The sequence below is a fragment of the Fictibacillus sp. KU28468 genome, assembly GCF_026153615.1.
Taxonomy (GTDB): domain Bacteria; phylum Bacillota; class Bacilli; order Bacillales; family Fictibacillaceae; genus Fictibacillus_C; species Fictibacillus_C marinisediminis.
Window position 1 is genome coordinate 3,910,247 of the sequence record NZ_CP110666.1, and the last position, 24,002, is coordinate 3,934,248.

At 44.3% G+C, this 24,002-nt stretch carries 29 protein-coding genes; 13 read left to right on the top strand and 16 right to left on the bottom strand.

Annotation, left to right across the window (positions count from 1 at the left end):
• Positions 1 to 10: 10 nt before the first annotated feature.
• The 4 genes from OKX00_RS20635 to OKX00_RS20650 form a co-directional block, all read right to left on the bottom strand.
• Entirely contained in the window at positions 11 to 472 is a 462-nt protein-coding gene (locus tag OKX00_RS20635) for a hypothetical protein (RefSeq protein WP_265408652.1), read from the bottom strand.
• On the bottom strand, positions 469 to 1,422 hold the full coding sequence (locus OKX00_RS20640) for a heme-dependent oxidative N-demethylase family protein (RefSeq protein WP_265408653.1): 954 nt from the start codon (positions 1,420 to 1,422) through the stop codon (positions 469 to 471). The genes OKX00_RS20635 and OKX00_RS20640 overlap by 4 nt, the downstream gene beginning before the upstream one ends.
• A gap of 304 nt (positions 1,423 to 1,726) precedes the next feature.
• The gene (locus OKX00_RS20645) at positions 1,727 to 2,905 is read right to left on the bottom strand and encodes a toxic anion resistance protein (RefSeq protein ID WP_265408654.1); all 1,179 of its coding nucleotides are present in this window, start codon (positions 2,903 to 2,905) and stop codon (positions 1,727 to 1,729) included.
• On the bottom strand, positions 2,895 to 3,557 hold the full coding sequence (locus OKX00_RS20650; RefSeq protein ID WP_265408655.1) for a 5-bromo-4-chloroindolyl phosphate hydrolysis family protein: 663 nt from the start codon (positions 3,555 to 3,557) through the stop codon (positions 2,895 to 2,897). Before OKX00_RS20650 ends, OKX00_RS20645 begins: the two co-directional genes overlap by 11 nt.
• Positions 3,558 to 3,764: 207 nt before the next feature.
• On the opposite strand from OKX00_RS20650, the gene OKX00_RS20655 reads away from it, so the two are divergent.
• Together OKX00_RS20655 and OKX00_RS20660 are read left to right on the top strand one after the other, a co-directional pair.
• Entirely contained in the window at positions 3,765 to 4,298 is a 534-nt protein-coding gene (locus tag OKX00_RS20655; protein WP_265408656.1) for a GNAT family N-acetyltransferase, read from the top strand.
• A 259-nt stretch (positions 4,299 to 4,557) separates the two neighbouring features.
• The gene (locus OKX00_RS20660; protein ID WP_322114333.1) at positions 4,558 to 5,352 is read left to right on the top strand and encodes a peptidoglycan-binding domain-containing protein; all 795 of its coding nucleotides are present in this window, start codon (positions 4,558 to 4,560) and stop codon (positions 5,350 to 5,352) included.
• 167 nt (positions 5,353 to 5,519) lie between these two features.
• On the opposite strand, the gene OKX00_RS20665 is transcribed toward OKX00_RS20660, so the two are convergent.
• From OKX00_RS20665 to OKX00_RS20705, 9 genes are all read right to left on the bottom strand, one after another.
• Positions 5,520 to 6,470: a transporter substrate-binding domain-containing protein gene (locus tag OKX00_RS20665; protein ID WP_265408657.1), complete on the bottom strand. Its 951-nt coding sequence runs from the start codon at positions 6,468 to 6,470 to the stop codon at positions 5,520 to 5,522.
• A gap of 188 nt (positions 6,471 to 6,658) precedes the next feature.
• Positions 6,659 to 7,528: an SPL family radical SAM protein gene (locus OKX00_RS20670; RefSeq protein ID WP_265408658.1), complete on the bottom strand. Its 870-nt coding sequence runs from the start codon at positions 7,526 to 7,528 to the stop codon at positions 6,659 to 6,661.
• 22 nt (positions 7,529 to 7,550) lie between these two features.
• Positions 7,551 to 8,243 carry a pseudouridine synthase gene (locus OKX00_RS20675; RefSeq protein WP_265408659.1) on the bottom strand — a complete coding sequence of 231 codons (693 nt, stop codon included), beginning with the start codon at positions 8,241 to 8,243 and terminating at the stop codon, positions 7,551 to 7,553.
• A 26-nt stretch (positions 8,244 to 8,269) separates the two neighbouring features.
• The gene (locus OKX00_RS20680) at positions 8,270 to 8,848 is read right to left on the bottom strand and encodes a YdeI/OmpD-associated family protein (protein WP_265408660.1); all 579 of its coding nucleotides are present in this window, start codon (positions 8,846 to 8,848) and stop codon (positions 8,270 to 8,272) included.
• A gap of 90 nt (positions 8,849 to 8,938) precedes the next feature.
• Complete coding sequence (locus OKX00_RS20685; RefSeq protein WP_265408661.1) at positions 8,939 to 9,571, bottom strand: AmiS/UreI family transporter; 633 nt, start codon at positions 9,569 to 9,571, stop codon at positions 8,939 to 8,941.
• 124 nt (positions 9,572 to 9,695) lie between these two features.
• Positions 9,696 to 10,877: a NupC/NupG family nucleoside CNT transporter gene (locus tag OKX00_RS20690; RefSeq protein WP_265408662.1), complete on the bottom strand. Its 1,182-nt coding sequence runs from the start codon at positions 10,875 to 10,877 to the stop codon at positions 9,696 to 9,698.
• 49 nt (positions 10,878 to 10,926) lie between these two features.
• On the bottom strand, positions 10,927 to 11,322 hold the full coding sequence (locus OKX00_RS20695; protein ID WP_265408663.1) for a cytidine deaminase: 396 nt from the start codon (positions 11,320 to 11,322) through the stop codon (positions 10,927 to 10,929).
• A 59-nt stretch (positions 11,323 to 11,381) separates the two neighbouring features.
• A complete protein-coding gene (deoC, locus tag OKX00_RS20700) occupies positions 11,382 to 12,059 on the bottom strand; it encodes a deoxyribose-phosphate aldolase (RefSeq protein ID WP_265408664.1) in 678 nt (225 codons plus the stop codon).
• Positions 12,060 to 12,237: 178 nt separating this feature from the next.
• A complete protein-coding gene (locus tag OKX00_RS20705) occupies positions 12,238 to 13,182 on the bottom strand; it encodes a DNA-binding transcriptional repressor DeoR (RefSeq protein WP_091008656.1) in 945 nt (314 codons plus the stop codon).
• Positions 13,183 to 13,364: 182 nt separating this feature from the next.
• On the opposite strand from OKX00_RS20705, the gene OKX00_RS20710 reads away from it, so the two are divergent.
• From OKX00_RS20710 to OKX00_RS20740, 7 genes are all read left to right on the top strand, one after another.
• Positions 13,365 to 13,523 carry a hypothetical protein gene (locus OKX00_RS20710; RefSeq protein ID WP_265408665.1) on the top strand — a complete coding sequence of 53 codons (159 nt, stop codon included), beginning with the start codon at positions 13,365 to 13,367 and terminating at the stop codon, positions 13,521 to 13,523.
• Complete coding sequence (locus OKX00_RS20715) at positions 13,520 to 13,780, top strand: hypothetical protein (protein WP_265408666.1); 261 nt, start codon at positions 13,520 to 13,522, stop codon at positions 13,778 to 13,780. The genes OKX00_RS20710 and OKX00_RS20715 overlap by 4 nt, the downstream gene beginning before the upstream one ends.
• On the top strand, positions 13,781 to 15,247 hold the full coding sequence (locus OKX00_RS20720) for an FAD-dependent oxidoreductase (protein WP_265408667.1): 1,467 nt from the start codon (positions 13,781 to 13,783) through the stop codon (positions 15,245 to 15,247).
• Positions 15,248 to 15,316: 69 nt separating this feature from the next.
• Positions 15,317 to 15,913 (top strand): TetR/AcrR family transcriptional regulator, encoded by a 597-nt coding sequence (locus OKX00_RS20725; protein ID WP_053355846.1) that lies wholly within the window; start codon positions 15,317 to 15,319, stop codon positions 15,911 to 15,913.
• Positions 15,914 to 16,018: 105 nt separating this feature from the next.
• Positions 16,019 to 16,483: a histidine phosphatase family protein gene (locus tag OKX00_RS20730; RefSeq protein WP_265408668.1), complete on the top strand. Its 465-nt coding sequence runs from the start codon at positions 16,019 to 16,021 to the stop codon at positions 16,481 to 16,483.
• A gap of 224 nt (positions 16,484 to 16,707) precedes the next feature.
• Positions 16,708 to 16,908 (top strand): DUF3311 domain-containing protein, encoded by a 201-nt coding sequence (locus OKX00_RS20735; protein WP_416054268.1) that lies wholly within the window; start codon positions 16,708 to 16,710, stop codon positions 16,906 to 16,908.
• A gap of 1 nt (position 16,909) precedes the next feature.
• Positions 16,910 to 18,409, top strand: coding sequence for a sodium:solute symporter family protein (locus OKX00_RS20740; protein ID WP_091008575.1), 1,500 nt, complete (start codon positions 16,910 to 16,912; stop codon positions 18,407 to 18,409).
• Positions 18,410 to 18,475: 66 nt separating this feature from the next.
• Here the strand turns inward: OKX00_RS20740 and OKX00_RS20745 are convergent, their stop codons facing one another.
• Both OKX00_RS20745 and OKX00_RS20750 read right to left on the bottom strand, forming a co-directional pair.
• A complete protein-coding gene (locus tag OKX00_RS20745) occupies positions 18,476 to 19,312 on the bottom strand; it encodes a KPN_02809 family neutral zinc metallopeptidase (RefSeq protein WP_265408669.1) in 837 nt (278 codons plus the stop codon).
• 130 nt (positions 19,313 to 19,442) lie between these two features.
• Positions 19,443 to 19,754, bottom strand: a complete 312-nt coding sequence (locus OKX00_RS20750) for a hypothetical protein (protein WP_053355850.1) — start codon at positions 19,752 to 19,754, stop codon at positions 19,443 to 19,445.
• Positions 19,755 to 19,961: 207 nt separating this feature from the next.
• On the opposite strand from OKX00_RS20750, the gene OKX00_RS20755 reads away from it, so the two are divergent.
• The 4 genes from OKX00_RS20755 (at position 19,962) to OKX00_RS20770 (ending at position 22,821) form a co-directional block, all read left to right on the top strand.
• Positions 19,962 to 20,291, top strand: coding sequence for an ArsR/SmtB family transcription factor (locus OKX00_RS20755; RefSeq protein ID WP_265408670.1), 330 nt, complete (start codon positions 19,962 to 19,964; stop codon positions 20,289 to 20,291).
• Positions 20,284 to 20,739 carry an SRPBCC family protein gene (locus tag OKX00_RS20760; RefSeq protein ID WP_265408671.1) on the top strand — a complete coding sequence of 152 codons (456 nt, stop codon included), beginning with the start codon at positions 20,284 to 20,286 and terminating at the stop codon, positions 20,737 to 20,739. Before OKX00_RS20755 ends, OKX00_RS20760 begins: the two co-directional genes overlap by 8 nt.
• Before the next feature lie 329 nt (positions 20,740 to 21,068).
• Positions 21,069 to 21,911: a COG4705 family protein gene (locus OKX00_RS20765; RefSeq protein ID WP_265408672.1), complete on the top strand. Its 843-nt coding sequence runs from the start codon at positions 21,069 to 21,071 to the stop codon at positions 21,909 to 21,911.
• 397 nt (positions 21,912 to 22,308) lie between these two features.
• The gene (locus OKX00_RS20770; RefSeq protein WP_265408673.1) at positions 22,309 to 22,821 is read left to right on the top strand and encodes a GNAT family N-acetyltransferase; all 513 of its coding nucleotides are present in this window, start codon (positions 22,309 to 22,311) and stop codon (positions 22,819 to 22,821) included.
• A gap of 44 nt (positions 22,822 to 22,865) precedes the next feature.
• On the opposite strand, the gene OKX00_RS20775 is transcribed toward OKX00_RS20770, so the two are convergent.
• On the bottom strand, positions 22,866 to 23,957 hold the full coding sequence (locus tag OKX00_RS20775) for a threonine aldolase family protein (protein WP_265408674.1): 1,092 nt from the start codon (positions 23,955 to 23,957) through the stop codon (positions 22,866 to 22,868).
• Positions 23,958 to 24,002: the final 45 nt, after the last annotated feature.

Below are 24,002 nucleotides of genomic sequence, written 5' to 3' on the forward strand. Positions count from 1 at the left end.
TCATCTCCAATTAAAGTTTGGCTACATAGCCTAAATACGCATTTCTTAATGATGAATAATGATCACTTACTGAAAGAAGTAAGGCGCATTGGCAGCATGTGATCTCCATCCCATCCTGAAGTGTCTCAGAATGGGTCACTTTCAGCTCAGTCAGTCTGTGGCAGCGGCAGCAGAACACATGAATGACGCGGTCACCATGGCCGATGAATTGCACCTCTTCCTCAGAGAGGAAGCCGATATCTTCGGTGATGTTTTTAAGTCTCTCAATCTCTGGCCATGCTGCCGAAACATAAAGATAGCATCCCATTTTCTGTTGGCTCAGCCAGCTGCGGACTTTTATCTCATCAGTGATCTCCATTCGTTCAAAAGGTGTTTTTTGTCCCATGATTTTTTGGGTGATTGGCTGCAGCAATCTGATTCCATATGTATCTCCGCAAATAAGGTATTTTCGCTTTCCCGGCACAAACTTCATGTAGGATTCCTGCTTTTTAGCTTCTCTTCCAGATAGGCCAGAAGCTGCTTTTTATAGAGGGAGATTCCTTTATAATCCGCAATATGTTGTGGGAGTTCTTTTATAATCTGATAAAATTGCTGAAGCCAGACTGTGTTGGCAGTAAAGTCTTCCATTGCCAATAAATGAGTATGAATCGTGAACAAAATTCCGTTGCTTTGCGGCAATCGAAAAAGCTTCTGGACTTCCACTCGCAAATGAACGAGCTCGCCTGCATTTTCTTCTGTTACATTCTTTCGTTCTTTCCCCCATTCATGAAACGTTTCCAATGACGTATCGAGCTTGTTCCCCGCCATTAAAGACCAATTCAGCCGCTCCCAAGGGGCTCCTGCCTCCAGCCTCTTTAAAAACCGCAAAATGCGGCCGTCCAGCCCTTCCTCTTTAAACCCTGGTATCGGATGATGGATCTCTTTAAATTCCATGCCAAGGTTAAACGCCAGCGACCAATTGGCTGGAAAGCAGAGCTGCCCCGCATCCAAATACAGATCCCCATCCCTCTCCATCATGAGAATGAGATCTTCCTGGACATGCCTGCCGATAAAGTCTAAAGGCTCAATCGGAATCGTCGTTTCATCGCCATAGGTAAAATGAGAGATCTCTCCAAGGATCTTATTTACAAAAGTCCAGTGATCCCCTTTTTTTTGAAGCGCAAACTGCTCGGGGTAATAGGTTACTAGGTTTTCAGTTACCAGGTCTACGATCTCCCACTGGCTCTTTAACGTGTGAGAAAGGGATTGAAAGCAGCGTTCAGGATGATGGGTTAGCAGGTCTCGCTTTAGTTGGACCTCTTCTGTATAACGTGGAGTAATTTCTATACTGGATGGCCGAGTCATGGAGACGGAGTTGTTGGAATAGCGGTATTGATCGCCCTTAAACGGATAAGGAAAAGAATTCAGTTCACGTGTCAGCATATTAACCTCCTCACTTAACAGAATATTCTTTCTTTTTATTTTATAGAAAAGTGTGGAAAAACTGAAGAGTGAATTGTAAAAGACCATACCTTTGTGGGCTTTTACCTGGCTTGACGTGATGCTGCTTTTTGGAATCCTGCTCGACAATGGATACCATGGCTTCTCCTGAAACAACGGCGTCAGTTCCCAGGCGTTCGGGTGCCAATGCGGTTCACGCATTCCATGGATAAAAAGGGGATTCCACAAAGATGTATGCACATTAAAAAAGACCGCACCACGTCGTGTGGTACAGCCTTTTAATCCATTATTGCCCCTTAATCTCAAGCAGTTTCTGCCTCAGCCCTGTTTCCATCTGAGCGAGTTCGTTCTCGGCCAAACGGCGTTTATGGCGGCCTTCCTCCTGGATCCGCAAAGTCTCCTCCAGGGTAGTCAGCAAGTTTTCCTGCGTCTTCTTAAGCGTTTCAATATCAATCAATCCTCGCTCATTTTCCTTCGCCGTTTCAATTGTATTTGCTTTAAGCATCTCGGCGTTTTTCAATAAAAGCTCATTTGTCGTTTTGGAGACCTGTTTCTGCGCCTCTACCGCACTTCGTTGGCGAAGCAAGGTAAGTGCGATCGCCACTTGGTTTTTCCAAAGCGGAATGGCGGTCATGATCGAGGACTGAATTTTTTCCACCAGCGCCTGGTTCGTGTTTTGAATCAAGCGGATCTGAGGTGCGCTTTGAATAGTAATTTCCCTGCTCAATTTTAGGTCATGAAGGCGCTTGTCCAGCCGATCGGCGAACTGCACCATATCGTTAACTTCCTGATATTTCATCTGGTCGTTTGTTGTCTCTGCTTCTTTACGGAGAGCCGGAATGATTTTTCCGTTTAATTCCTCCAGCTTCAGTTCACCTGCGGCAATGTAAACATTCAATGCCTGAAAATATTCTTTGTTGTGCTCATACAATTTTTCAAGCATGACGATGTCGGCGAGCAGCACATTCTTGCTGCTGTCGAGTTTGACGCTGATCCGGTCAATCTGCGAGCCAGTCTTTTGATACTTGGAAAGCACCTCTTGAACTGAACCGGAAATCTTGCCGAACATCCTGCCGATCAAGGACGGCTTGTTCGACTGCAGCTCATCAGGGTTTACATGGCTGAGCTTTTTCATCAAGTCATGTATGATTTCTCCGACTTGCCCGACATCCTGCTTTTTCACTTGATCCAGCATCGTGTTGGAGAATGAGAGTAATTTAGACTGTGCCGGTGTTCCGTATGTAATCATCGCCTGGTGGTTCTTCGGATCGATCTGTTCGGCCAGCTGGTAGGCTTTTGCTTTATTTTCATCAGGCAGTACGTCGATCAGCCTCTTCTTTTGGGCATGTTCTTCGTTCTTTAGCTCCTGTACGCTTTCATTGCCTCCGAATGGGTCGGAAAGCAAATCATCCATAATATCCAGTTTATCGTCATGATTATAGAGAGGTGACGTATTATCGCTCATTATAATCGCCTGCTTTCGTTTCTAATTTTGAGTCTTTGATTGTTTTTATCGAATGCTTGGCCACATCCAGCTCGAATTTCAGCTGATCCACATCATCTGACAGCATGTGGTAAAGGTCCTCTTCAATGTATTCGGTAAGTTCCTTCAACGTCCTTCTTGTTTCAGAAAGAGAATCCTGAATTTCCCAGCTTTTCTTCGGCTGCCCTGATAAGAACGCGTATTTTTCCGTCAGCTCAACGGCTGAATCCAAATGAGAAAAGTAAAAACGCTCCGCTTGGAAAAAGCGCCGGGGCTCCCTTTTCGTCATGCTGTAGATTTTTTTTGTGATTTTCGTCAGTTCGATTCTCTGCTTCAAAGTCGGAATGTCCCTGATGGAGAACAGCGTCTTCTGCAGCCTGTAAATCTTTGGCTTTGCTTCATCTAAATTTTTCTTGATATATTTAAATTCACTGCGGGTCAGCTTAAATTTACGCAGCATGCGGTAATTCCATAGCATCGCTGTCATCATATAGCCAATCACCGCTCCTCCGGCCGCAAAGGCACTCGAGATCAAGAAAGACTGATCGAAGGCAAAAAAGGACAGCAGCCAGACGATGACCATCGTATTGACCGCACTGATCACCTTGACGAATAAGGCTAAAAACCAGTTCATGTATATCGACTCCTGACATCATGTCTTTTCTAATACTACGAATAGAACAAACTTGGGTTTCGCTTTTAGAAAAAATTTACTTTTCTTTATCTATACCATACCTTAAGATGGTGAACATCTCTATAGCCCCGTAAACGTAAAAATACTAAGACTTAAGGCTTAGTTCGCGGTGCCTGGCACCGTTCAATAATTGTTGGAGGTTTGTATATGAGGGATTATGTAATGAAGAACGGTAATCAAGCTTTGATTCGAGAAGCTATTCCGGCTGACGCACAGAGCATCATTGATTTTTATAATGTGGTCGGCGGTGAAACAAATTTTCTCTCTTTTGGAGGAAACGAGTTTACTAGAAATCCAGAAGAGTATGAAACATACATAGAAAGTGTGGCTGCTGAAGAAAACTCCATCATGCTGGTTGCCACCATAGACGATACCATCATCAGCATCGCCACCATTAACTCGTCACAAAAAGCGCGGTCGAAACATAATGGCACCCTGGGAATTGTTATCTCTCAAAACTATACTGGGATGGGTCTTGGGGAAAAAATGATGGTTGAACTGATGGATTGGGCAAGGCATAACGGGATCACCAAGAGAATCAGCTTAGTGACCCGGGAAGACAATCACCGGGCCATCACTTTATACAAGAAACTTGGTTTTGAAGTAGAGGGCTTGATTCGAAACGACACGTACATCAACGGGGTCTATTACTCTACTGTGGTCATGGGATTATTGTTTTAAACCATTTTTATCGATATATCAAAAATTCACCTTATATGGAAACGGATTGACGAGTTATCGGTCAGTCTTTCTTATTTTTCCTCTGTTTCATTAAATACCCTGCTGGAAATTTGCCGCAAACAGCTCTTTGGATTTTCTTGTAAGGTTCATAGGAAAATAGAAGTGTTTATTCAAGATTTCCCCCTAATTTGTCATTTCTTAGCGAAAAACCTAGAGGGTTTACATGAATCAAGAATCGAATTTAAAGGGGGAAATTGTTATGTTAAAAAAACTAACGGGGTTGCTCATGATGGCTGTCCTCTGTACCGGTCTATTCTTTCCGGGACACAGCAGCGCGGCTCTAGGCAGCCAATCGCTTTCTCAAGGATCGAGCAACAATGATGTAAAACAGCTGCAGGAATACTTGCTCACTAAGGGCGTTTTTCCATACCATACAGCTACAGGCTACTATGGACCTATCACGAAAGGTGCAGTTGAACGTTTTCAAGAACAGTCTCGTTTGAAGGTTGATGGGGTTGCAGGATCGTCGACCATCAATAAAATTAAAGTATTGCGCAATGGGGATATGGGGAAACCCGTAATTGAGCTCCAGCGTTTATTAAAAGCATGGAATACATACGATTCAACGGTTGATGGCATCTACGGTGACAGCACCGTTTCGGCCGTTACAGCCTTTCAAAAAAATCAAGGCCTTACAGCGGACGGCATCGCAGGGCCAAAAACATACCAAAAGCTTCGCCAAAAGAGCCCTTCCTACTCCACACGCAGTTTCACGGTAAACAGCTCTGCTTACACGGCAGATTGTGAAGGCTGTTCCGGCAAGACCAAAATGGGCATTGATCTGCAAAAATACAGTGATGGAAAGGTCATTGCAGTAGACCCTGCTGTCATTCCGCTCGGATCCAAAGTATATGTTGAAGGATATGGCACGGCCATTGCCGGAGACACTGGCGGCGGAATCAACGGCAAAATGATTGATGTGTTCATCCCAGATCACGGGGATGCGATCAACTGGGGACGAAAAGACGTAAAAGTTACGGTTTATGAGAATTAATGAATAATTGATATCATAGAAAAAGCTGATCCTTGGAATGGGATCAGCTTTTTTACATTGGCATGTATTTTGTGGAGATCGGCGCGTATTTCGTTGAGATTGGCTCGTATTTGTCCTGGATCGGCGCGTATTCCTTAAAATCCTAGCGCCCTCCCCCTATACCTCATTCACTTAGACTGCTTATTATAGATATATTTCTCTTTTAACCGCGTAAACTCACCTTGAAGCTCCATTTCATCCATCCAGAGATTGACCCAGTTTTCAAATACGGAATCGCCCCGTGGAATCAAGTATCCTTTTTGGCTCTTCGTAAAAGTGTTGTCAGTAAGGGCTGCATACAGCCGCTTGTCCTGGCTCGCGTAGTACATCGCTTCCGTACTATCCGTGATCATGACATCCACTTTTCCTTCTGCCACCATGTGCGGAATCTCAAGATTATTCTCCACCACAACCACTTTTGCCCGTTTAATGTTTGCGTCCACAAACTTTTGATTGGTGCCACCAGGATTTACGCCAATCGTAACACCTGGCTGATCGATCGCTTGAAGGCTCGTGTATTTTTCCTTATCCTCCATACGGATTAAAGGGGCCTTCCCTTCATTCATATACGGCCGGGTTAACTGCGCGGTCTTTTGACGTTCCGTGTTGCGGCTGATCCCGCCGACCGCCATATCAAACTTGTCAGCGAGCAGGTCATTCATAAGCGTTGGCCATGAAGTTTTTACAAATTTGACCTTTACTCCAAGGTCCTTGGCCATTATCTCTGCAGCCTCTATATCGTAGCCTTCAAACTTTTTCGTGTTGGTATTATAAAAGGTAAACGGCTTATAGTCCCCTGTGGTCCCTACGCGGATTACCCCTTTTTTCATAATACGGTCAAGCCTCGAGGATACAGTATAATGATTTCGTTTCTTGTGCAGTTCACTTCCTGACGCCTGAGCAAGTTCTTCTGCCGGTACATAAGGCTTTCCGTTAACCTCCAGCGTACTCAGCTGTTTGCCGTTCCACTCCACATCACCCGAATTCTTAGTGGCCGATGTAAAATTCATTCCGCCAAAAACGATTCCAGCCAAGAAACCTAAAACGCCCATCCACTTCAGCACCATTGTCTTCCGCATATGCCTTCCTCCATTCTATAAGATATTTCCATTATTCATAGAGAAGAGCGGCAAGTATATACATTTTCAGAATATTCTACAAAAGAGTGCGTTAGTCTGAATAGGAAAGTCCCGGGGCCACTGATTGATTTTTGAAGTTTTTTCTTTCACAAAAAAAAGACCGGTCCTTTTCGACTGGTCTTTCTCTGCTAAAAAAATGTTAAGTTCTCTCCAATCGCAGGTTTCCGATCGGGATCGACCGGTGTAAAGCCGTCCTTGGAAAGCATCACTTCCACCTCATCGCCGATCTGTTCTTTCATCATATTCAAAACCACTTTATGGGCCGTTGGATGGTACCACTTTTCCATACCCATCCGTTTATAGATTTCATAGATGCCAAGACGTTCCGTGCGCTTCCCGCCGCTTCCGTCTCCCATCCAAAAATCATCGATCGTTACCCGGTCAGCGATCGGACGAAGTTTTTGAGGAAATTCTTTTGAACACGGGAGAAGTGGTGAAAGACTGGCCTGGGTGGTAATTCCTGCTTCCTTTATTTCCTTCAAAGCTTTCATACGTGCCGGTATAGGAGGAGCTGTTGGCGCGAATGCTTTGCGGATTTCTTCCTTATCCGTTTCGATTGTCATCGACACTCTTGCCTTATCGCCAAACTTTTTTAATAAGTCAATGTCACGCTTCACTAACGGCGAACGCGTTTGAACATGAATAAAATCCGGCGGAACTTCCAGCATAACCTCCAGCAGGCTGCGCGTCAGCTTCGTCTCGTGCTCGAGCGGCTGATACGGATCCGTGGAAGACGCCATGAAGATCGTGACTGGGCCCTTTTTTCTCGCTTTTAAAAGATCGTGCCTCAGCAGTTCTGCCGCATTGGTCTTAATATCAACCCATGTGCCCCACTCCTCTTCACGGTAAAGAGAGATCGGCAGCTGCCTCACATAACAGTAGGAGCAGGCAAAGGTACAGCCTGCATATGGATTCAGCGAATGTGAAAAGTCATCCAGCTGTCCAACACCTGGAGTCAATATGCTCTTGGATACGATATCCTTCAGCTGTGCCTTCATTTGTTTCCCTCCTTTACCTATCTTACATGCCGAGCTGTTCTTTCAGCTCCTCCACTTCTTCATCCGTTAATTCACGCCATTCGCCTCTGGGCAGTTCACCCAGTTCAATATTCATGATGCGAACCCGTTCAAGCTTCGTAACCGTATAACCAAACGCCCGGCACATTCTCCGGATTTGGCGGTTCAGCCCCTGTGTCAGGATGATAAGGAACTCATCCTCGCTCACCCTCTTCACATCGCATGGTTTAGTGAAGGCTTTCGGAATCTGAACACCGCCTGCCATATTCGCGATAAACTCATCACTGAAAGTCTTATCAAGTGTTACTAAATATTCCTTTTCGTGGCCGTGATCAGAATGCGCGATGGCATTGGCGAGCTCTCCGTCATTCGTCAGCAGGATCAACCCCTCTGAACCCTTATCCAAACGCCCAACCGGAAAAATACGTTCAGGGTAATTCACAAATTCAATGATATTTCCTTCAATATGCGGAGCGGCCGTACACGTGATGCCGGCCGGTTTATTCAATGCAAGATATACCGAGTGTACCTTATTTTCGATCGGTTTCCCATCCATCCGCACGATGTCGTCCGGACTAACCATCTGTCCCAACTCACTTACTGCACCATTAACAGTAATCCTTCCCGCTTTAAGAAGCCTGTCTGTTTCCCGTCTGGATATGGCCATTGCCTGACTGATGTATTGATTGATCCTCATCATTTTCCTGCTTTCCATTTTTATGCTTACGGATAAATCTTCTCGCCTTTTTCCAGCATCTCCAAAAATTGATTCATCCGTTTTATCCGGGTTTCCGGTTTCTTTGCCGTCTGAAGTCTGTAAAGAATGGCATACCGGTTCTGGCTGTTTAATGTTTCAAAAAATGCTTTTGCGTTTGGCCGCTGATCAAGCTCTTTTTCAAAATCCTCCGGCAGGGACTTATCGCTTTGCGGTGAATACGCTTTTTCCCAAAGCCTGTTTTCTTTCGCCTTTTCGATGGCCCGGAGTCCGGAAGGCTTCATCCTACCTGCCGCCAGGAGTTCTTCAGCCTTGTCCTTATTCACTTTTGACCATACGCTCTTTGGCCCTCTCGGCGTGAACCGCTGCAGCCATGTTTGATCATCATACTTTTCCTTCCGGCTGTCAATCCATCCGTAGCACAAACCGCTTTCCACCGCTTCGGCATAGCTCGGCGTCACCTTGCCTGAATTCTTTTTCGCAATATGAAGCCGAATGCCCGGGGATGAATCATGATGTTCTTCAAGCCATTCTTCCAATGCTTGCTGGCTTTCAAACCATACGGCCTGCAGTTCTTCTTTCGCCATCCTATCCGCCTCCACTCTCTATTCATTGATGGAGTACTACGCCAAAGAAAAAAGAAATCCTCCCGGTCCTTCGAGAGAATTTCTTTCTATTTAAGAAGCCGTCTGTACTTCCAAACGTTTTTCTTCTTTCTGAGTAGACAGGATCAGCTGTATAGTACAACCGATAAAGTACACGAACGATGCGATCAGCAAGTACGTCCAAGCCTGTGATACGGCCTGTGTTTTCCATACTCCTGCCAGGGAAAGAAGCGCAGGGAAAGTCAGCGTCACCCACGATTGCACGAAAGCTACCTTGCCGATATACGTATCGATCTTTTTGTTTAAAGCACCGGAAAGGAAGAACAGGAACCATAAATAGCCCCATGCCACCCAAGTTAAGCTGCCGACTGTATCATGGAACTTCAGGAACGACACAACAGCATACAGGACTGCGATAACCGAAACCCACAGCGAATAGTAGCCAAGGCCGCTGCCGTGAAGGCCTATCACGTTCGTAACACCAACAAATAAATACGTCAGCCCGAATAAAAAGATCGAAGCCAGGTTAAAAATCGTCCAATGCTGCTGATCCGAGATCACAATCAAGTAAAAAGGAATGACCACCTGAAGCACTCCGACAAACAAGTTAAAATATCCGACGCTCTTGCCATCCGCTTTGCCGAATAGCATAAAGCTGTTTAAGAACAGGGCCGCTCCTGAAAGAAATAAACCGACGTCACCCATAATGTTTGCTGGGAGAAAAACACCTCACAGCCTATTCACCTCACTTTTATTCGTTAAAAAAGAAAAAGCAGATCCCCTCCGCCTGTGCAGAAAGGGATATGCCCTCTTTATGTTTTGTTTTGAATTACAGGATAAAACTTACGATGATTGCAGAAAGTACGCTGACAAGTGTTGCTCCGTAAAGAAGCTTTAATCCAAAGCGTGCAACCACGTTTCCTTGTTTCTCGCTCAAGCCTTTCACCGCGCCGGCAATGATACCGATGGATGAGAAGTTAGCGAAGGATACAAGGAATACAGATATGATACCCAATGTACGCGGGCTCATTGCTTCTTTCACCTTGCCAAGCTGGATCATGGCTACGAATTCGTTGGTTACTAATTTGGTTGCCATAATTCCACCGGCAGAAACGGCTTCAGACCACGGAATACCCATAATGAAGGCAACCGGTGCAAAGATATAGCCAAGCACATGCTGGAAGGTTACGCCGAAAATCAAGTTAAACACACTGTCGATCGCCGCCATCAATGCTACGAATCCAATCAGCATCGCGCCAACGATGATCGCAACTTTAAATCCGTCCATAATGTATTCGCCAAGCATCTCGAAGAATGACTGTTTCTCTTCTTCTTGTACTTCAAGTATATCTTCACTGTCATCCACTTTATATGGGTTAATTATGGAAGCGATAATGAAACCGCCAAAAAGGTTAAGCACGAGAGCAGTTACTACATATTTCGGTTCAATCATCGTCATGTAGGCACCGACGATGGACATGGAAACCGTAGACATCGCAGAAGCACACAATGTATATAAGCGGTGCTCCGGTATACGGCCCAATTGTTTTTTCACGGTAATAAATACTTCAGATTGTCCTACCATCGCAGAAGCAATCGCATTATAAGATTCCAGCTTGCCCATGCCGTTTACTTTGCTGAGCAAGAATCCAATTCCTCTCATAACGAGCGGAAGAACTTTGATATATTGGAAAATCCCAATCAATACAGAGATAAACACGATAGGAAGCAAAACATTAATGAAGAACGGCATTTGTCCGTCATTGGCAATTCCGCCAAATACGAAGTTAACCCCTGCAGCTGCATATTCAAGCAGCTTTTCGAATACACCCGCAAATCCTTTAATGACCACCAAGCCGAATCTGGTGTTTAAAAGAACATAGGCCAATACAAGCTGCAAGACGATCATAATGGCAATCGGCTTGTAATTTACTTGTTTACGGTTATTGCTTGCTAGAAGTGCTAATCCAAGCACAACAACAAGTCCTAAAATCGCAATGATATATGTCATAATAATTTCCCCTAGTTGTTATTTTCACATCATTGTGTGAGAACTGAAATTAAGTTAAGTCCTTTGAAGAAAAGAATCCAGGCAACAGTTCACTGATCGTTGTTTCCTTGATGTCGCCTTTTAAATTGGCCAGAATGATTCTGGTATCGGTATTACAAAATTCCGCAATCACCTGTCGGCAAGCGCCGCACGGAGAGATCGGCCCTTCTGTTTCGCCAACGACCGCAATCGCTTTAATGGTGTGTTCCCCTTCTGAAACCGCTTTAAATATAGCGGTTCTTTCGGCACAGTTTGTCATGCCAAAAGAAGCGTTTTCAATATTGCAGCCGAGAAACAATAAATCGTTCTCGGTCAGCAATGCTGCACCAACTTGGAATTTCGAATATGGAACATATGCTTTTTGACGGGATTTGATTGCTTGATCAACTAACCATTTTGTTTCCATGTTTCAGATCTCCATTCAAGTGGTTTTTTTTTAAGCTCTCGCACCTTGCACTTTAAATATTAGTAAGAGCTATTAGACGTCTGACCTTTTGCGATAGCAACACCTGAGCTAGCGCCGATACGAGTCGCACCTGCATTTACTACGTTCTCTGCATCTTCAAGGCTGCGTACGCCGCCGGATGCTTTAACTCCTACATCTGGTCCAACTGTTTTTCTCATAAGCGCCACATCTTCCGGAGTTGCTCCACCTGTAGAGAATCCTGTGGACGTTTTAACATAATCCACACCTGCTTTAACGGAAAGCTCACATGCGATTACTTTTTCTTCGTCAGTAAGCAAAGAAGTTTCGATGATTACTTTTGTTAGTGCTTTTCCTTTAGCTGCTTCAACAACTGCTTTGATGTCGTTTTCTACAACGGCAAACTGTTTGCTTTTTAGAGCGCCGATGTTAATTACCATATCTACTTCGTCTGCTCCGTTTTCAATCGCATTTGTTGTTTCAAATGCTTTCACTTCTGGAGTAGATGCTCCAAGCGGGAAACCGATAACCGTACATACCTTTACTTCAGGAGTGTCTTTCAGAATTTCTGCAGCTGTTTTAACCCAAGTCGGATTCACACATACCGAAGCAAATTTGTGCTCTTTTGCTTCCTCAGCAAGTACTTGAATTTGTTCTTGAGTTGCATCAGCTTTTAATAATGTATGATCGATCATTTGAACCAATTTTGTGTTTGACATACAGGTTGTTCCTTTCTATTTTGAAAATATAATAAAACGCTTTCAGTCATACTGTTGCATTCTTGCTTGCATGAACACTATACCAAGCAACTGAACAATTGTAAATAATTAAATGAACAAATGTAAAAGTATTTTTTTCCAACAAAAAAAGCCCTTGTTGAAGGGACTTTTATGAACTTTACTCTTCTTTATCCAGCAAAAACCTGGCCGTAAACTGATCGGTCACGAGCACATTCGCGTATCCGCCTTTTAACGCACCATAAATGCCATCGATCTTTTGCTGTCCGCCGGCCACCAGGATGGAATGTTCCTTCTGCTTCAAATCTTTTAAATCAATCCCAAGCGTTCGTTCATTGAGGCTGGCGTTTAGAATTTCTCCCTCTTCATCAATAAAGCGGGAACAAATGTCACCTGCGGCCTTTGAATGGATATGCTTCAGATCTTCTTCAGAAAAATAGCCAAGCTGGAATAACAGGGATTCCGACTTCACAGGTCCTATCGTGAACAGCGCGATATTCGCGTCTTTCCCCATGTCCAAAATTCGTTTAATATGCCGGTCGGCTTCCATCGCCTGCTTGACGACAACGTGGTCAACTATCGCCGGAAGCGGCAGATGAGTCGGCACGGTGTTGAACGCTTTGCCGAACAGATCGAGGATTTCCGAGTGGTACGTATTGGTTTCGGAGTGGCTGATGCCGCCTTTTAACTGAACGACTTTAACATCCTTGACGAACTTTTGCTTCAGCTGGCAGGCCACGTTATATAAAGTGGTTCCCCATGTAACCCCAATCCTATCTCCGTCTTTTACGATTTCATAAAGGTACTCTGCCGCTTTCTCACCGAGACCCTTCTTTATGCTTGTACTCTCATATTGCGGAATGGAAGCGACAATTGCTTTTTTAAGGTTAAATTTTTCTTCAAGCTCACTGGCCAGCTGTTCAATCCCATTTGTGGGATCCATGATCTTGATCTGCACGATCCCTTCGGTTTTAGCCTGCTGAAGCAGCCTTGAAACGGTCGGTCTCGAAATACCCAATTCTGCCGCAATTTGGTTCTGATTGTAATCCAGCAAATAATAGAGCTTTGCTGCTTCAATGACCTTCTTTAACTTTTCCTGTTCCAAAGGGTCCACCGCCGTTTCTCATAATCCTTCCCTAATATCTTACCAAAATTTCACCTGTCCTGAAAATATGTAAAATAAAAAATACTAGTTTTTTCTAAATTTTGGTTGACTTGAGCCGATATACCGCATACCTTAAAAGTGAATGAATCATTCATTCATCAAGCTGAGAGGAGCTTTTAAAAATGACTGTTTACCTTTCTTCCCAAACGATCAGGGTTTTTATTAACCGTCCAGCCCAAGAGGTTTATGAGTATGCTTACAACATGGAGAATTTCCCTCAATGGGTATCCTATCCTTTTGCCAATCGATTCAAAAGGCTGATGAAGGAGATGCCTGGATGATGGAAACCCCTTACTGTATTTCTGAAGTTAGGGTTGCCCAAAAGAATTCCTTCGGCGTGCTGGATCATCGTTCCATCCCTGCACCTGGTGTTGAAATTTGTGATGCGATGCAGGTCATCCCGAACGGCGATGGCTGTGAAGTATTTTTAACCGGTTTTCAGATGCCCGGGATGTCACACGAAAAATTCTCCCAGGTCATCACTACTGGCCAACAGGATCTGAACAACTTAAAAACAGTATTGGAAGGGGGAAACTGAATGATGGCGATGAGATGGGACTCTGCGATTGTGATTGGCGGAGGGATTGCTGGCTTATTAGCTGCACGTATACTTTCCGAGTTTTACAGCAAGGTGGTAATTGTTGAAAAAGATGCTTTTTCCGATCAGCCCGAACTTCGCCCAGGCACTCCGCAGGCCTTCCATCCCCACCGGATCACAGGGCGCGGAAAGGCTGTGATCAACCGGTTTTTTCCGGATTATGAAAAGGATTTAGAGGCTCATGGAGCGCCTTCCTCCCTAAACAAAACCGTTCATCAGCATAATCAATATGGCACAATGGTGGCCCAATACCCGCGGAATGACATTAAGTTCAGCAGGCCGGTCCTTGAATTTGTGATCCGTCAGCGGGTGAGGAACATAATTAATGTACAGTTCCTGCAGAAGCATGACGTTGTTCACTTGTTATCCTCGGCAGACCATCAGACCATAACTGGCATTCTTGGAAGAAACCGCGTAACGAATGAAGAAAAGGAAATCCATGCCGATCTTGTGATAGATACGAGCGGGCGTTCCTCCAAGCTTCCCAAATGGCTGAAGGAGCTTGGATACGAGGTACCTGCTCCTGATCGGATGACAGCGGTCATCGGATACAGCACCCGCAGATATAAGCTTCCTTCGCATTTACTTCATCTGGCAGAAAAATGGGATGCAATAGTCATTGCCGGCCATCCATCTACAGGAACATTCCATTGCGTGTTTTCATTTATCGAAAACAAGGTGGCAGAAACATTGCTTTACCGTCCCGACGGAATCTATCCCCCAACTGAGCCTGAGGCATACGCAAAAGAGATCGCAAGGCTGCCAAGTCCACTCATCACGGAAATCATCAGTAAACTTGAACCGATGACCAACCCAAGGAGCTACCGTGTACCAGGACTATTCCGCCAGCATTTCGAACAGATGGCGCATTGGCCAGAGGGATTGCTTGTTATAGGTGATGCCTTCTGTAATTTTGATCCGATTTTCGGCCAAGGCATGACCGTCTCAGCAATGGAAGCTGAGGTCCTGCATTCGCTGCTACGAGAACAGCAAACAGATCCGAAGCCTCTCTTTGAGCAGAACGTCCTTCAAAAAATCCAGGATGTAATTGCCCCTGCCTGGTGGCTGAATTGCACAGCAGATCTGCAATGGGAAGATGTTGAGTATGAAGGTTCACAGCCTTTAAAAGGTATCGAGTTTGGACAAAAATACATGGATCTCTATCTCAAACATGCTACCGAAGAGCAGAATTGGAAGCTTTATGGGATGTATTGGGCCGTCAACACCTTGTCAGTTCCTCCAAAGGCTATTTTAAATCCTCAAATGGTCTCGACCGTTCTAACGTCTTCCCCAGAAGGCCGGTTATGGCTGGATGAACTTCTTGCAGAATACAAAAAGCCATTGGAGGAACTCCTGGATGATATCCTTCCGTCCTTCTCGGGAGAAGTTTTTCAGCCGATCAGCTGAATTGAATAGAGCTTAGAGATTGAAATTGGTATACTTTTGGTAACAAGAGAACGTAGGAGTGAATCTATTTTGCCACCATTAAACGAAGAACAGCTCCGCCAAATCCGTGATGAGCGAAGAGAACAGATACTTGCAGCTGCACTAAAGGTGTTTGCGCGCCGGGGAATCATCGGTACAAAAATGAGCATGATCAGTGCCGAGGCCGGCATCAGCCAAGGTCTCATGTACCGATACTTCAAATCAAAGGATGAACTCTTCACGACACTCGTTGAGCAGGCCATCCAAGGATCGGTGTCTGGCACCGAGCAGGTTCATCATATGCAAGGCTCCCCTCTTGAAAAATTAAAGAGGCTGACGGAAATGATCCTTGATGAAGAAGGCCAGCTTTATTTTATGCTGATGCATCAGGCACGAACCTCTGATGAAGTGCCCGAGGAGGCTAAACAGCTCCTTCAAGGCGCCTCGATGGAAATGTATGTTGAGATGCTCAAGCCGCTGTTTGAAGAAGGCCAGAAAATCGGGGAACTGGCAGAAGGTGACATTGGCGAATTAATTTCTTGTTATTTCACTGTTATTTCAGGATTGATGACCTTAAACATCCCTGGATTAGACGGCTATGAAATGCCGAGGGTTGAGATGCTGATGAGGATGTTCACAAAATCATAAGGCCGGGTTGGCTGATGGGGGCTGCGTGTTATTAAAGTCGGGTTGATGCGCCATTTTAAAGTAACAAGAGGGTATCCAAATGGTTTCTTTTCATCAGAAGAATTGATGGAATGGGTTAAAGAATATGATGCTTCAGAAATTGAGGAGAGCGAGATAGACCTTGGCGGTGTAGATTGGAAAACCTGTTATTCCAGTAATCTTTCAAGGGCAGAAAAGACGGCCCGCCGTGTGTTTGATGGAGAGATTATCCTCATGAAAGAATTGCGCGAGATCCCCCTCTCGCCTTTCTTTCGTTCCAAAGTCAAACTGCCGCTGGCCATTCACCTCCTTTTCATCCGGCTCGCCTGGCTGATGAAGCACCCTTCTCAGTCCCCCGGCAAGGAAGACATCATCCGGCTGATGAATGAAACGCTGAACCGAATCATTGAAAACGAGGGCGAAGACATTTTGATCGTCTGCCATGGCGGTGTGATGATGTTCATGCGAAAGGAATTGCTTAAGCGCGGCTTTACCGGACCAAAGCTCGGCCGCCGCATTGAACATGGGAAGGTGTATGTTTTTGAGAAATAGGCTTAATGATTACTTCTGGATCTGTGTGGCTCACATGCAGAATCCAGGAGTTTTTTTATACCTTAGATGGATAAAAATTAAATAAATTAAATGTAAGCCCTATCATTTTCTTTTTATACTAAATATTTTAACAATTCTCTTGTTTGCCGGCTGCATTGCTGATATGATAGTCAACATTCCATTAAAAAAACTCGTGACTAATCACCTATGAAGGAGTCGGCATCATGAAAAAATTTTTACTGATCTTATTCATTGTTCTTCCTTTCCTCGCACAACTTGCTATTTTGCCATTTGTGAATCGGATCGGCCCCATCATTCTGGGATTGCCGTTTCTCCACTTCTGGCTATTCCTATGGATCGTCCTAACCCCTATATGTACATTGGGAATCTATCATCTTCAGAAATCAAAGGGAGGCTTACATTAAAATGCAGGGAAATCTTACAGCACTGTCCATTACCATCTTTGTTATTCTCACTGTCGTTTTAATCGGTTTCCTGGCCGGAAGGGATAAGGCCGTCCGAAGTTCGGTTGAAGAATGGTCTGTCGGTGGAAGGCGTTTTGGAGGCTTGCTCGTCTGGTTCCTTGTAGGGGCTGATCTATACACGGCCTATACATTCCTTGGATTGACAAGCACGGCTTATACCGCTGGAAGCCTTGCCTTCTTTGCTATCCCATATTCCGTACTCGCATTCTTTATCTCTTACTTTTTCCTTCCAAAACTTTGGAAAGTAGCGAATCACCATAAATTAACGACTCTTGCTGATTATGCGAGAGAACGCTTTGACAGCAAGCTTCTTTCCGCTCTCATTGCTATTGTCGGGGTGCTTATGCTCATTCCATACATCTGCCTGCAGCTAAGCGGAATTCAGGATACGCTTCAGGTAGCCGGAACTGGTTTTATTAATGTAAAAGTCGTTGTCATCACATCGTTTTTGCTGGTTGCCCTTTATACCTTTTTCAGCGGGATTAAAGGTCCAACCTACACGGCAATTATTAAAGATGTTCTTGTTTGGGCGATTATGCTGTTTATGGTTGTATCCCTGCCGATCATTCACTTTGGGGGCTGGAACCCTATGGTGGATCACATTGTTAAAGAAGCACCGCAGCTCTTAACCATTCCTAACTCCGGTCCGAAAGGAATTCCTTGGTTCATTACCGCTTCCCTAGTTTCATCGCTTGCGCTCTTCATGTGGGCTCATGCGGCAACCGGTGTATTTACGGCTAAAAGCGGTGATGCGCTTCGGAAAAATGCGATGTTTCTGCCTTTATACAATATCGTACTGATTCTCGTTGTTTTCCTTGGATTTATTGCTTTTCTAGTACTGCCAAAAGGGACCGATCCCCGCTTTGCTTTATTAAGCCTGATCCAAACCTCTTATGGCGGTGTTGCTCAAGGACTGGCGTATTCAACGATCGCACTGGCTTCACTCATTCCGTGCTCCATAATGGCGATTGGTGCATCCAATTTATTTGCCAATAACATTTACCGTGACTTGATTAATCCTGAGGTGAAAGGGCCCCGGCTAACAATGATCACACGCGGAATGGTGTTCGTCGTTATTGGACTGGCTCTGTTATTCGGCCTCGTCTTCCCTACTGCTCTCGTTTCCTTGCAGCTTCTTGGCGTTTCCGGCATGGTGCAGATTTTCCCGGCCATCGTCATCAGTCTGTTCTGGCGGAACCAGACGAGAGAAGCTACTATCATAGGGTTGATCGTTGGATTAGCGGTTACTTTCACTGTCTATTCAACCGGCACCTCGTTTGGTATCTATGAAGGATTCTGGGGACTGTCTGCAAACTTCCTGACCGTTTTCGTTCTGAATCCCCTGTTTGTGAAGAAATCGAAGAATGCAAGCAACCCAGTCAAAGACTACTTGTTTAACGAGCTGGCTAAAGAAACAGCCTCTGTCCGCAAAGGCGCATAATCTAAGGGTGCCAGGCACCACGATTACACACTTGTGTAATTGCGGTGCCTGGCACCTTTTAGTTATTTAAAGATCCTTCGCGTGAAATGTGTCTCCACCTTCAATTGTTCCGTTCATGAACCCTTTATTAAACCAGCGCATCCTTTGCTCGGAGCTTCCGTGAGTAAAGCTCTCAGGCACAGCATACCCTTGCGCCTTTTTTTGCAGGGTGTCATCACCGACTGCACTTGCTGCAGTAATGGCCTCCTTCAAATCACCTTTTTCGAGCAGATCCATTCCCTGTGCATGATGTGCCCAGACACCCGCCAGATAATCAGCCTGCAGTTCAACCCGAACCGACTGGGCATTCGCTTGTTTCTTGCTCAAGTGTTGGCGTGAGTTCTGATCAATTGTTCCCAACAGATTCTGCACATGATGGCCTACCTCATGAGCTATAACATATGCCATCGCAAAATCGCCAGGAGCGTGAAATTCATTCTTCAGTTCTTGATAAAAGCTTAAATCAATGTACAGCTTCTGGTCACCTGGACAATAGAACGGTCCCACTGACGATCCCGCAGTCCCGCACGCAGACTGGACACTGCCGTTATATAGGACAAGCTTTGGCTTTTTGTAAACCTTGCCCTCTTCCTTAAACTCCTTCGTCCAAACATCCTCTGTGTCAGCAAGGACAACAGACACAAACGAAGCAAGCTCCTTTTCCTGATCTGATTCTTTATAAGGAACAGATTGATTTGACCCGTTCTCCGTCATACCCTTCAACAGATCACCTGGATTTCCGCCAAACAGCATTACGATCAGAACGATCACAATACCGCCGATACCTCCCCCAACCAGTGTTTTACCTCCCATTCCTCTCCGGTCCTCAACATTCGTACTCTGCCTTCTGCCTTTCCACTTCATAAAATTCCTCCCTAGCAAGATATACATTTACTAGTGATATACCCTACATTCAAAGTTTTATCGCAAAATAAATAGGTGCCAGGCACCACGATTACACACTTGTGTAATTGCGGTGCCTGGCACCTATTCTTCAAAGGTTCTGCTCTTTCAGCCTCTCTCGTCCTTCGAATTCGTCCGCCTCGTCTCTTAGCCGGCGGGCTTCTCTTTTCAACGCATCCTTCAGCTGTTCTCCCGTACTGGCGGCTGCAAAATGCGTAACGGCTGCTTCGCTCATGATCTGCTGGTAGGTAGCTTTGCTTCTGCTTTCCCAGCTTTGTGCTTTCGTCAGCACTCGGTTGCGGTCCCATCTCAGCTGGTCAAGCGTTTGCATCAAATGCTCCACCTTGCCATAATACCGCTCCAGCATTTCCGCCTGCAGCCTGTTTTTTTGCTTATCAAACAACGTACCTCATCCTTTGCTGTTTATCTTTCCTTATTGTAAGAAACAAATTAAGATGAAGGTATTGGACGAAATTACTAAAAATTACTATTTTATAAGAGTATTTACCTAAAAATGTTTAAATTTTTCACTAAAAAACGTTTTAAGGAGATAACTATATGCGTTTGACATGCAACTATTTAGTTGCCTATACTATAAGAGTAAGGGAGGTTGAGACTCATCGATAAGATTTTCAAGGCTCTTGCCGATGCCAGCCGGAGAAAACTACTGGATGAATTGTACTTGAAAAACGGGCAGACATTGAGCGAACTATGCCAGCATCTTAATATGTCTCGGCAGGCTGTAACAAAACACCTTTCTAGTTTGGAAGATGCAAATCTTGTAGCAATATCTTGGCAAGGGCGGGAGAAGCTTCATTACCTCAACCCTCTGCCGATCAGCGAGATTTATCACCGCTGGATTCATAAATACGAAAGCCATCAAATTGAAGCACTGAATGAGCTGAAAAAAAGATTAGAGGAGGATAACAAAAATGACTAAACCCGCTTTTGTTTATGTGACTTACATTTCCACCACCCCGGAAAAGCTATGGCAAGCCTTAACAGACGGTGAATTCACCGAGAAATATTTTTTCGGCACCCGGGTTGAATCTGACTGGAAAGAAGGTTCTGACGTCAGCTATTCCCGAAATGGCGAAGTGACGGACTATGGCAAAATTTTAAAATGTGAACCGAATCAATTACTTTCCTTTACATGGACGTATAAAAGCGATAATACCCCACGAGAGAGTCCTACTCTTGTTACGTTTGAATTACATACATTAGGCAACACTGTAAAACTTACTCTCAAACATGAGAATCTCTTAGAGTCAGACATAGTGGACGGTCATCATACATTTGAAGGCTTTAACAACGGATGGCCTGCCATCATCAGTAATTTAAAAACCTTTCTCGAAACGGGACAAACCCTGCCGGCCATTTCGATCTAGCCATATTTTAACTATTGAGCTCTTGTGGTTAACATTTCGGCACCAACTCCATATTTCAACAAGCGAGCGGAATTTTGATAACCGCTCGCCTTTTTTATACCGATTCTTCTTCTGTTTCGTAATAGTTTAAAGCTTTGAACTCTGGCCATTCTCAAAAAGTCATCCAATATTTCTACTTAGTCCATTCTTTTCTGCCGCATTATAATGCTACAAATAATTGGTGTAGGGGGAGGATAAACTTATAAAATCTTCATCTTATTTTAAGCTTTTTTTAATCATTCTATGAGAATATAAACGTTGATTAAAAATGAAAGGGGGATAAATTTTAAATGTCAAAAGAAATAGTAAACTCATCGATTAACAAGATTCCTCAATTGACCCTTCTATTTTGGATTATGAAGATCGCTGCAACAACGTTAGGTGAAACCGGCAGTGATTTAGTTACCGTTCCAGGAACAGAAGATAATTATTTGATTCCATTTCTGTTTTTTACAGGTATCTTTGCTATCTTCTTAACCATTCAATTGTTTGTTAAGAACTATGTTCCTCCTGTTTACTGGACGGTTATTTTATCAACAAGTCTAGCCGGAACAGCATTTTCTGACTATATGGACCGTTCATTAGGTCTAGGATATATGAAAGGTTCACTTATCTTAATAAGTGTTCTGGCTATCATTTTTTCATTTTGGTATTTCACTGAGCCGACAATGAACGTAAAGAGTATTGCTACAAAACGAGTTGAAGTTCTTTACTGGGTTGCCATTCTTGTATCCAATACATTAGGTACCGCTGCAGGAGATTTCTTATCGCACAAGCCTGCAGGCGTTTCAAAACTGGCCGGTGGAGGCAACTATTTCGAGCAAGGATTAGGGCTTACCATCGCTCAAGGCGCAATGGTCACAGGCGGGTTAATCTTAATCGTACTTTTAGCGTATTGGCTAACCAATATAAGCCGAGTATTCTTGTTCTGGGTAGCATTCGTTTTGACTCGTCCGTTTGGAGCAACATTCGGAGATTACTTGATTAAACCTCATGAAAAAGGCGGACTGGGTCTAGAAAATGGTACCCAAATCGCCTCTGCCATTTTATTGGCTATTCTTGTAATCTGCATCATTTTTCAATATGCAACAAGTAAACCTAAAACAGATGATGCTGCTGTCCATGTAAATTAGAACTAAAGACATTCAATGAGGGCTATTAAAAGTCCTAAAAAGAGCACAGGAAGAAGATGTTACACATCTCATCCCGTGCTCTTTTTTACCTAACGTATGATATGGTTTCACCTTCTTTCTATTTCAAAAAGGGATAGAGGAATGTGCGAAGAATTTTAATAGAGTAAGTACACTAGATCAAAAAGATAGGGGTATGAGTGATGGACATGCGGATTATACTTCTCGCGATTCTCGGAATTGTGTCAGGTAAAATCGTTTACAACCTCCGCAAGCGTTATAGCTTTGGTTCCAAATCTTTTGTTATTACTGGCATTGCCTTTTGCTCTCTTGTTTAGGTTTTAAGCTGCCTTCATTATCTATAAGCAAAGGATTACCCCATTTACATAGGAGGATTTTCATGTCAAAAGGTTATACGATCAGAAAGGCAACAGAAGCAGATGCTGAACAGCTCCTCATCCATATGAAAAAAGTTTTTGAGTCGTACCCTGATTTTCTGCCCACCAGTTCGGAAGAATTCAAAACGACTCTTGAAGAAGAAAAACAGTGGATTGCCTCTCATGAAAAGCACGGCCTGCTGCTCGTGGCTGAAGTTCAGCAAAAGGTGATCGGTCTCTTAAACTTTCGATTATCCACGAGAAAGAAGTTTTGCCATCAAGGAATGTTTGGCATGAGCATTCAAGAGCCATACACCGATCAAGGCATCGGCAGCTCATTACTGCAGCATCTTCTGGAATGGGCCAAAAAGGACGAACGAATCGAAAAGGTTTCCCTAGAGGTATTTTCCAATAACAAAAGAGCCCTCCATCTGTACGAAAAGTTTGGCTTTATAGAAGAAGGCAGACGGAAGAAGAATGCTAAAATACGCCCTGGCCTCTATGTAGACGACATCTATATGAGTCAATTTGTTTAACAAAAAAGATGCGCTGCATGCAGCGCATCTTTGGTATTCCTATCTTAAAGTCCTTTCATCAACTCATCCAGCTTCTGAAAAGCACCCTTCAGCTTCTCTTCTGGCACCTTACCGTATAAATCACCAACACTTACTTCAAAATAGCTTGTTTGTTCATTAACCTCTCGGATATGGCCGCTAAGACCAATTCCTGTTTCTTCATATAAGCCTGCCAACAAAGACTCCATCGTTTCTTTCGGCGCTTCAAAATGAACATGAAACATATTGGAGACAGGTTCGGCAGGTCTCGTGGAAACACCATGGCAATCGTTATAAAACCCGGCAAGCTCCTTTGCTTCTTTATAATACTGCTCCATCTTCCCTTGCCTTTGGTTAAAGTAATAGTCCGCACTCAGAATGTAAGGATATAGGCTGATCAGATCTCCACCATGCCGCCTTTTCCAAACTTTCGACTTTTCGATAAAATCCACATCTCCAGCCAGGATCGCTCCTGCAACTCCGCCAATTCCTTTGTACACAGAGATATAGACACTATCAAACAGCGAACAGACTTCTTTCGCAGATTTTTGATAGAAAGGAAGAATCTCAAAAAGCCTGGCCCCGTCCATATGCAGCTTCATCCCTTTTTCCCTGCAGTAAGCGGAAATCTCCTCAAGCGTTGTATAGTCCGGCAGCTGGCCGCCGATTTCACGCTGCGGCAATTCCAGCAATAGACAGGCAATCTCTTCTTTCATGTTCACGACATCTTCCAGTGTGATCACCCGTTTTTCATCAGCCAGCAGAACAGGCTCGATGTGATGAAGCTCCTTCAGCCCGTCTTCCTCATGGATCTCCAAATGACAAAGCGGGTGATACGCCACCCTCTTCCGTCCTTTTTCATCACACCAGATCCTGAGGGCAATCTGCTGGGCCATCGTTCCGCTCGGAAAAAACACCGCTGCCTCTTTACCTAAAACCTTAGCCATCTTCTCCTGAAAGTCTTCGATGACCTTCCCTTTTCCGTACATATCACTTTCCAGCCCGCCCTCAAAGCTTTCCAGAGCTTCTTTTAGTACCTGCACGTTTCTCGGACCATGGCCGCTCACATGATAGTCTGTCTGTTTAAATGCTTTTGTAAAGATATCGCTCAATTTCACTTTCCCTCTTTCTTAAAGAAACTTCCTTGATACTATTCTCTTCCA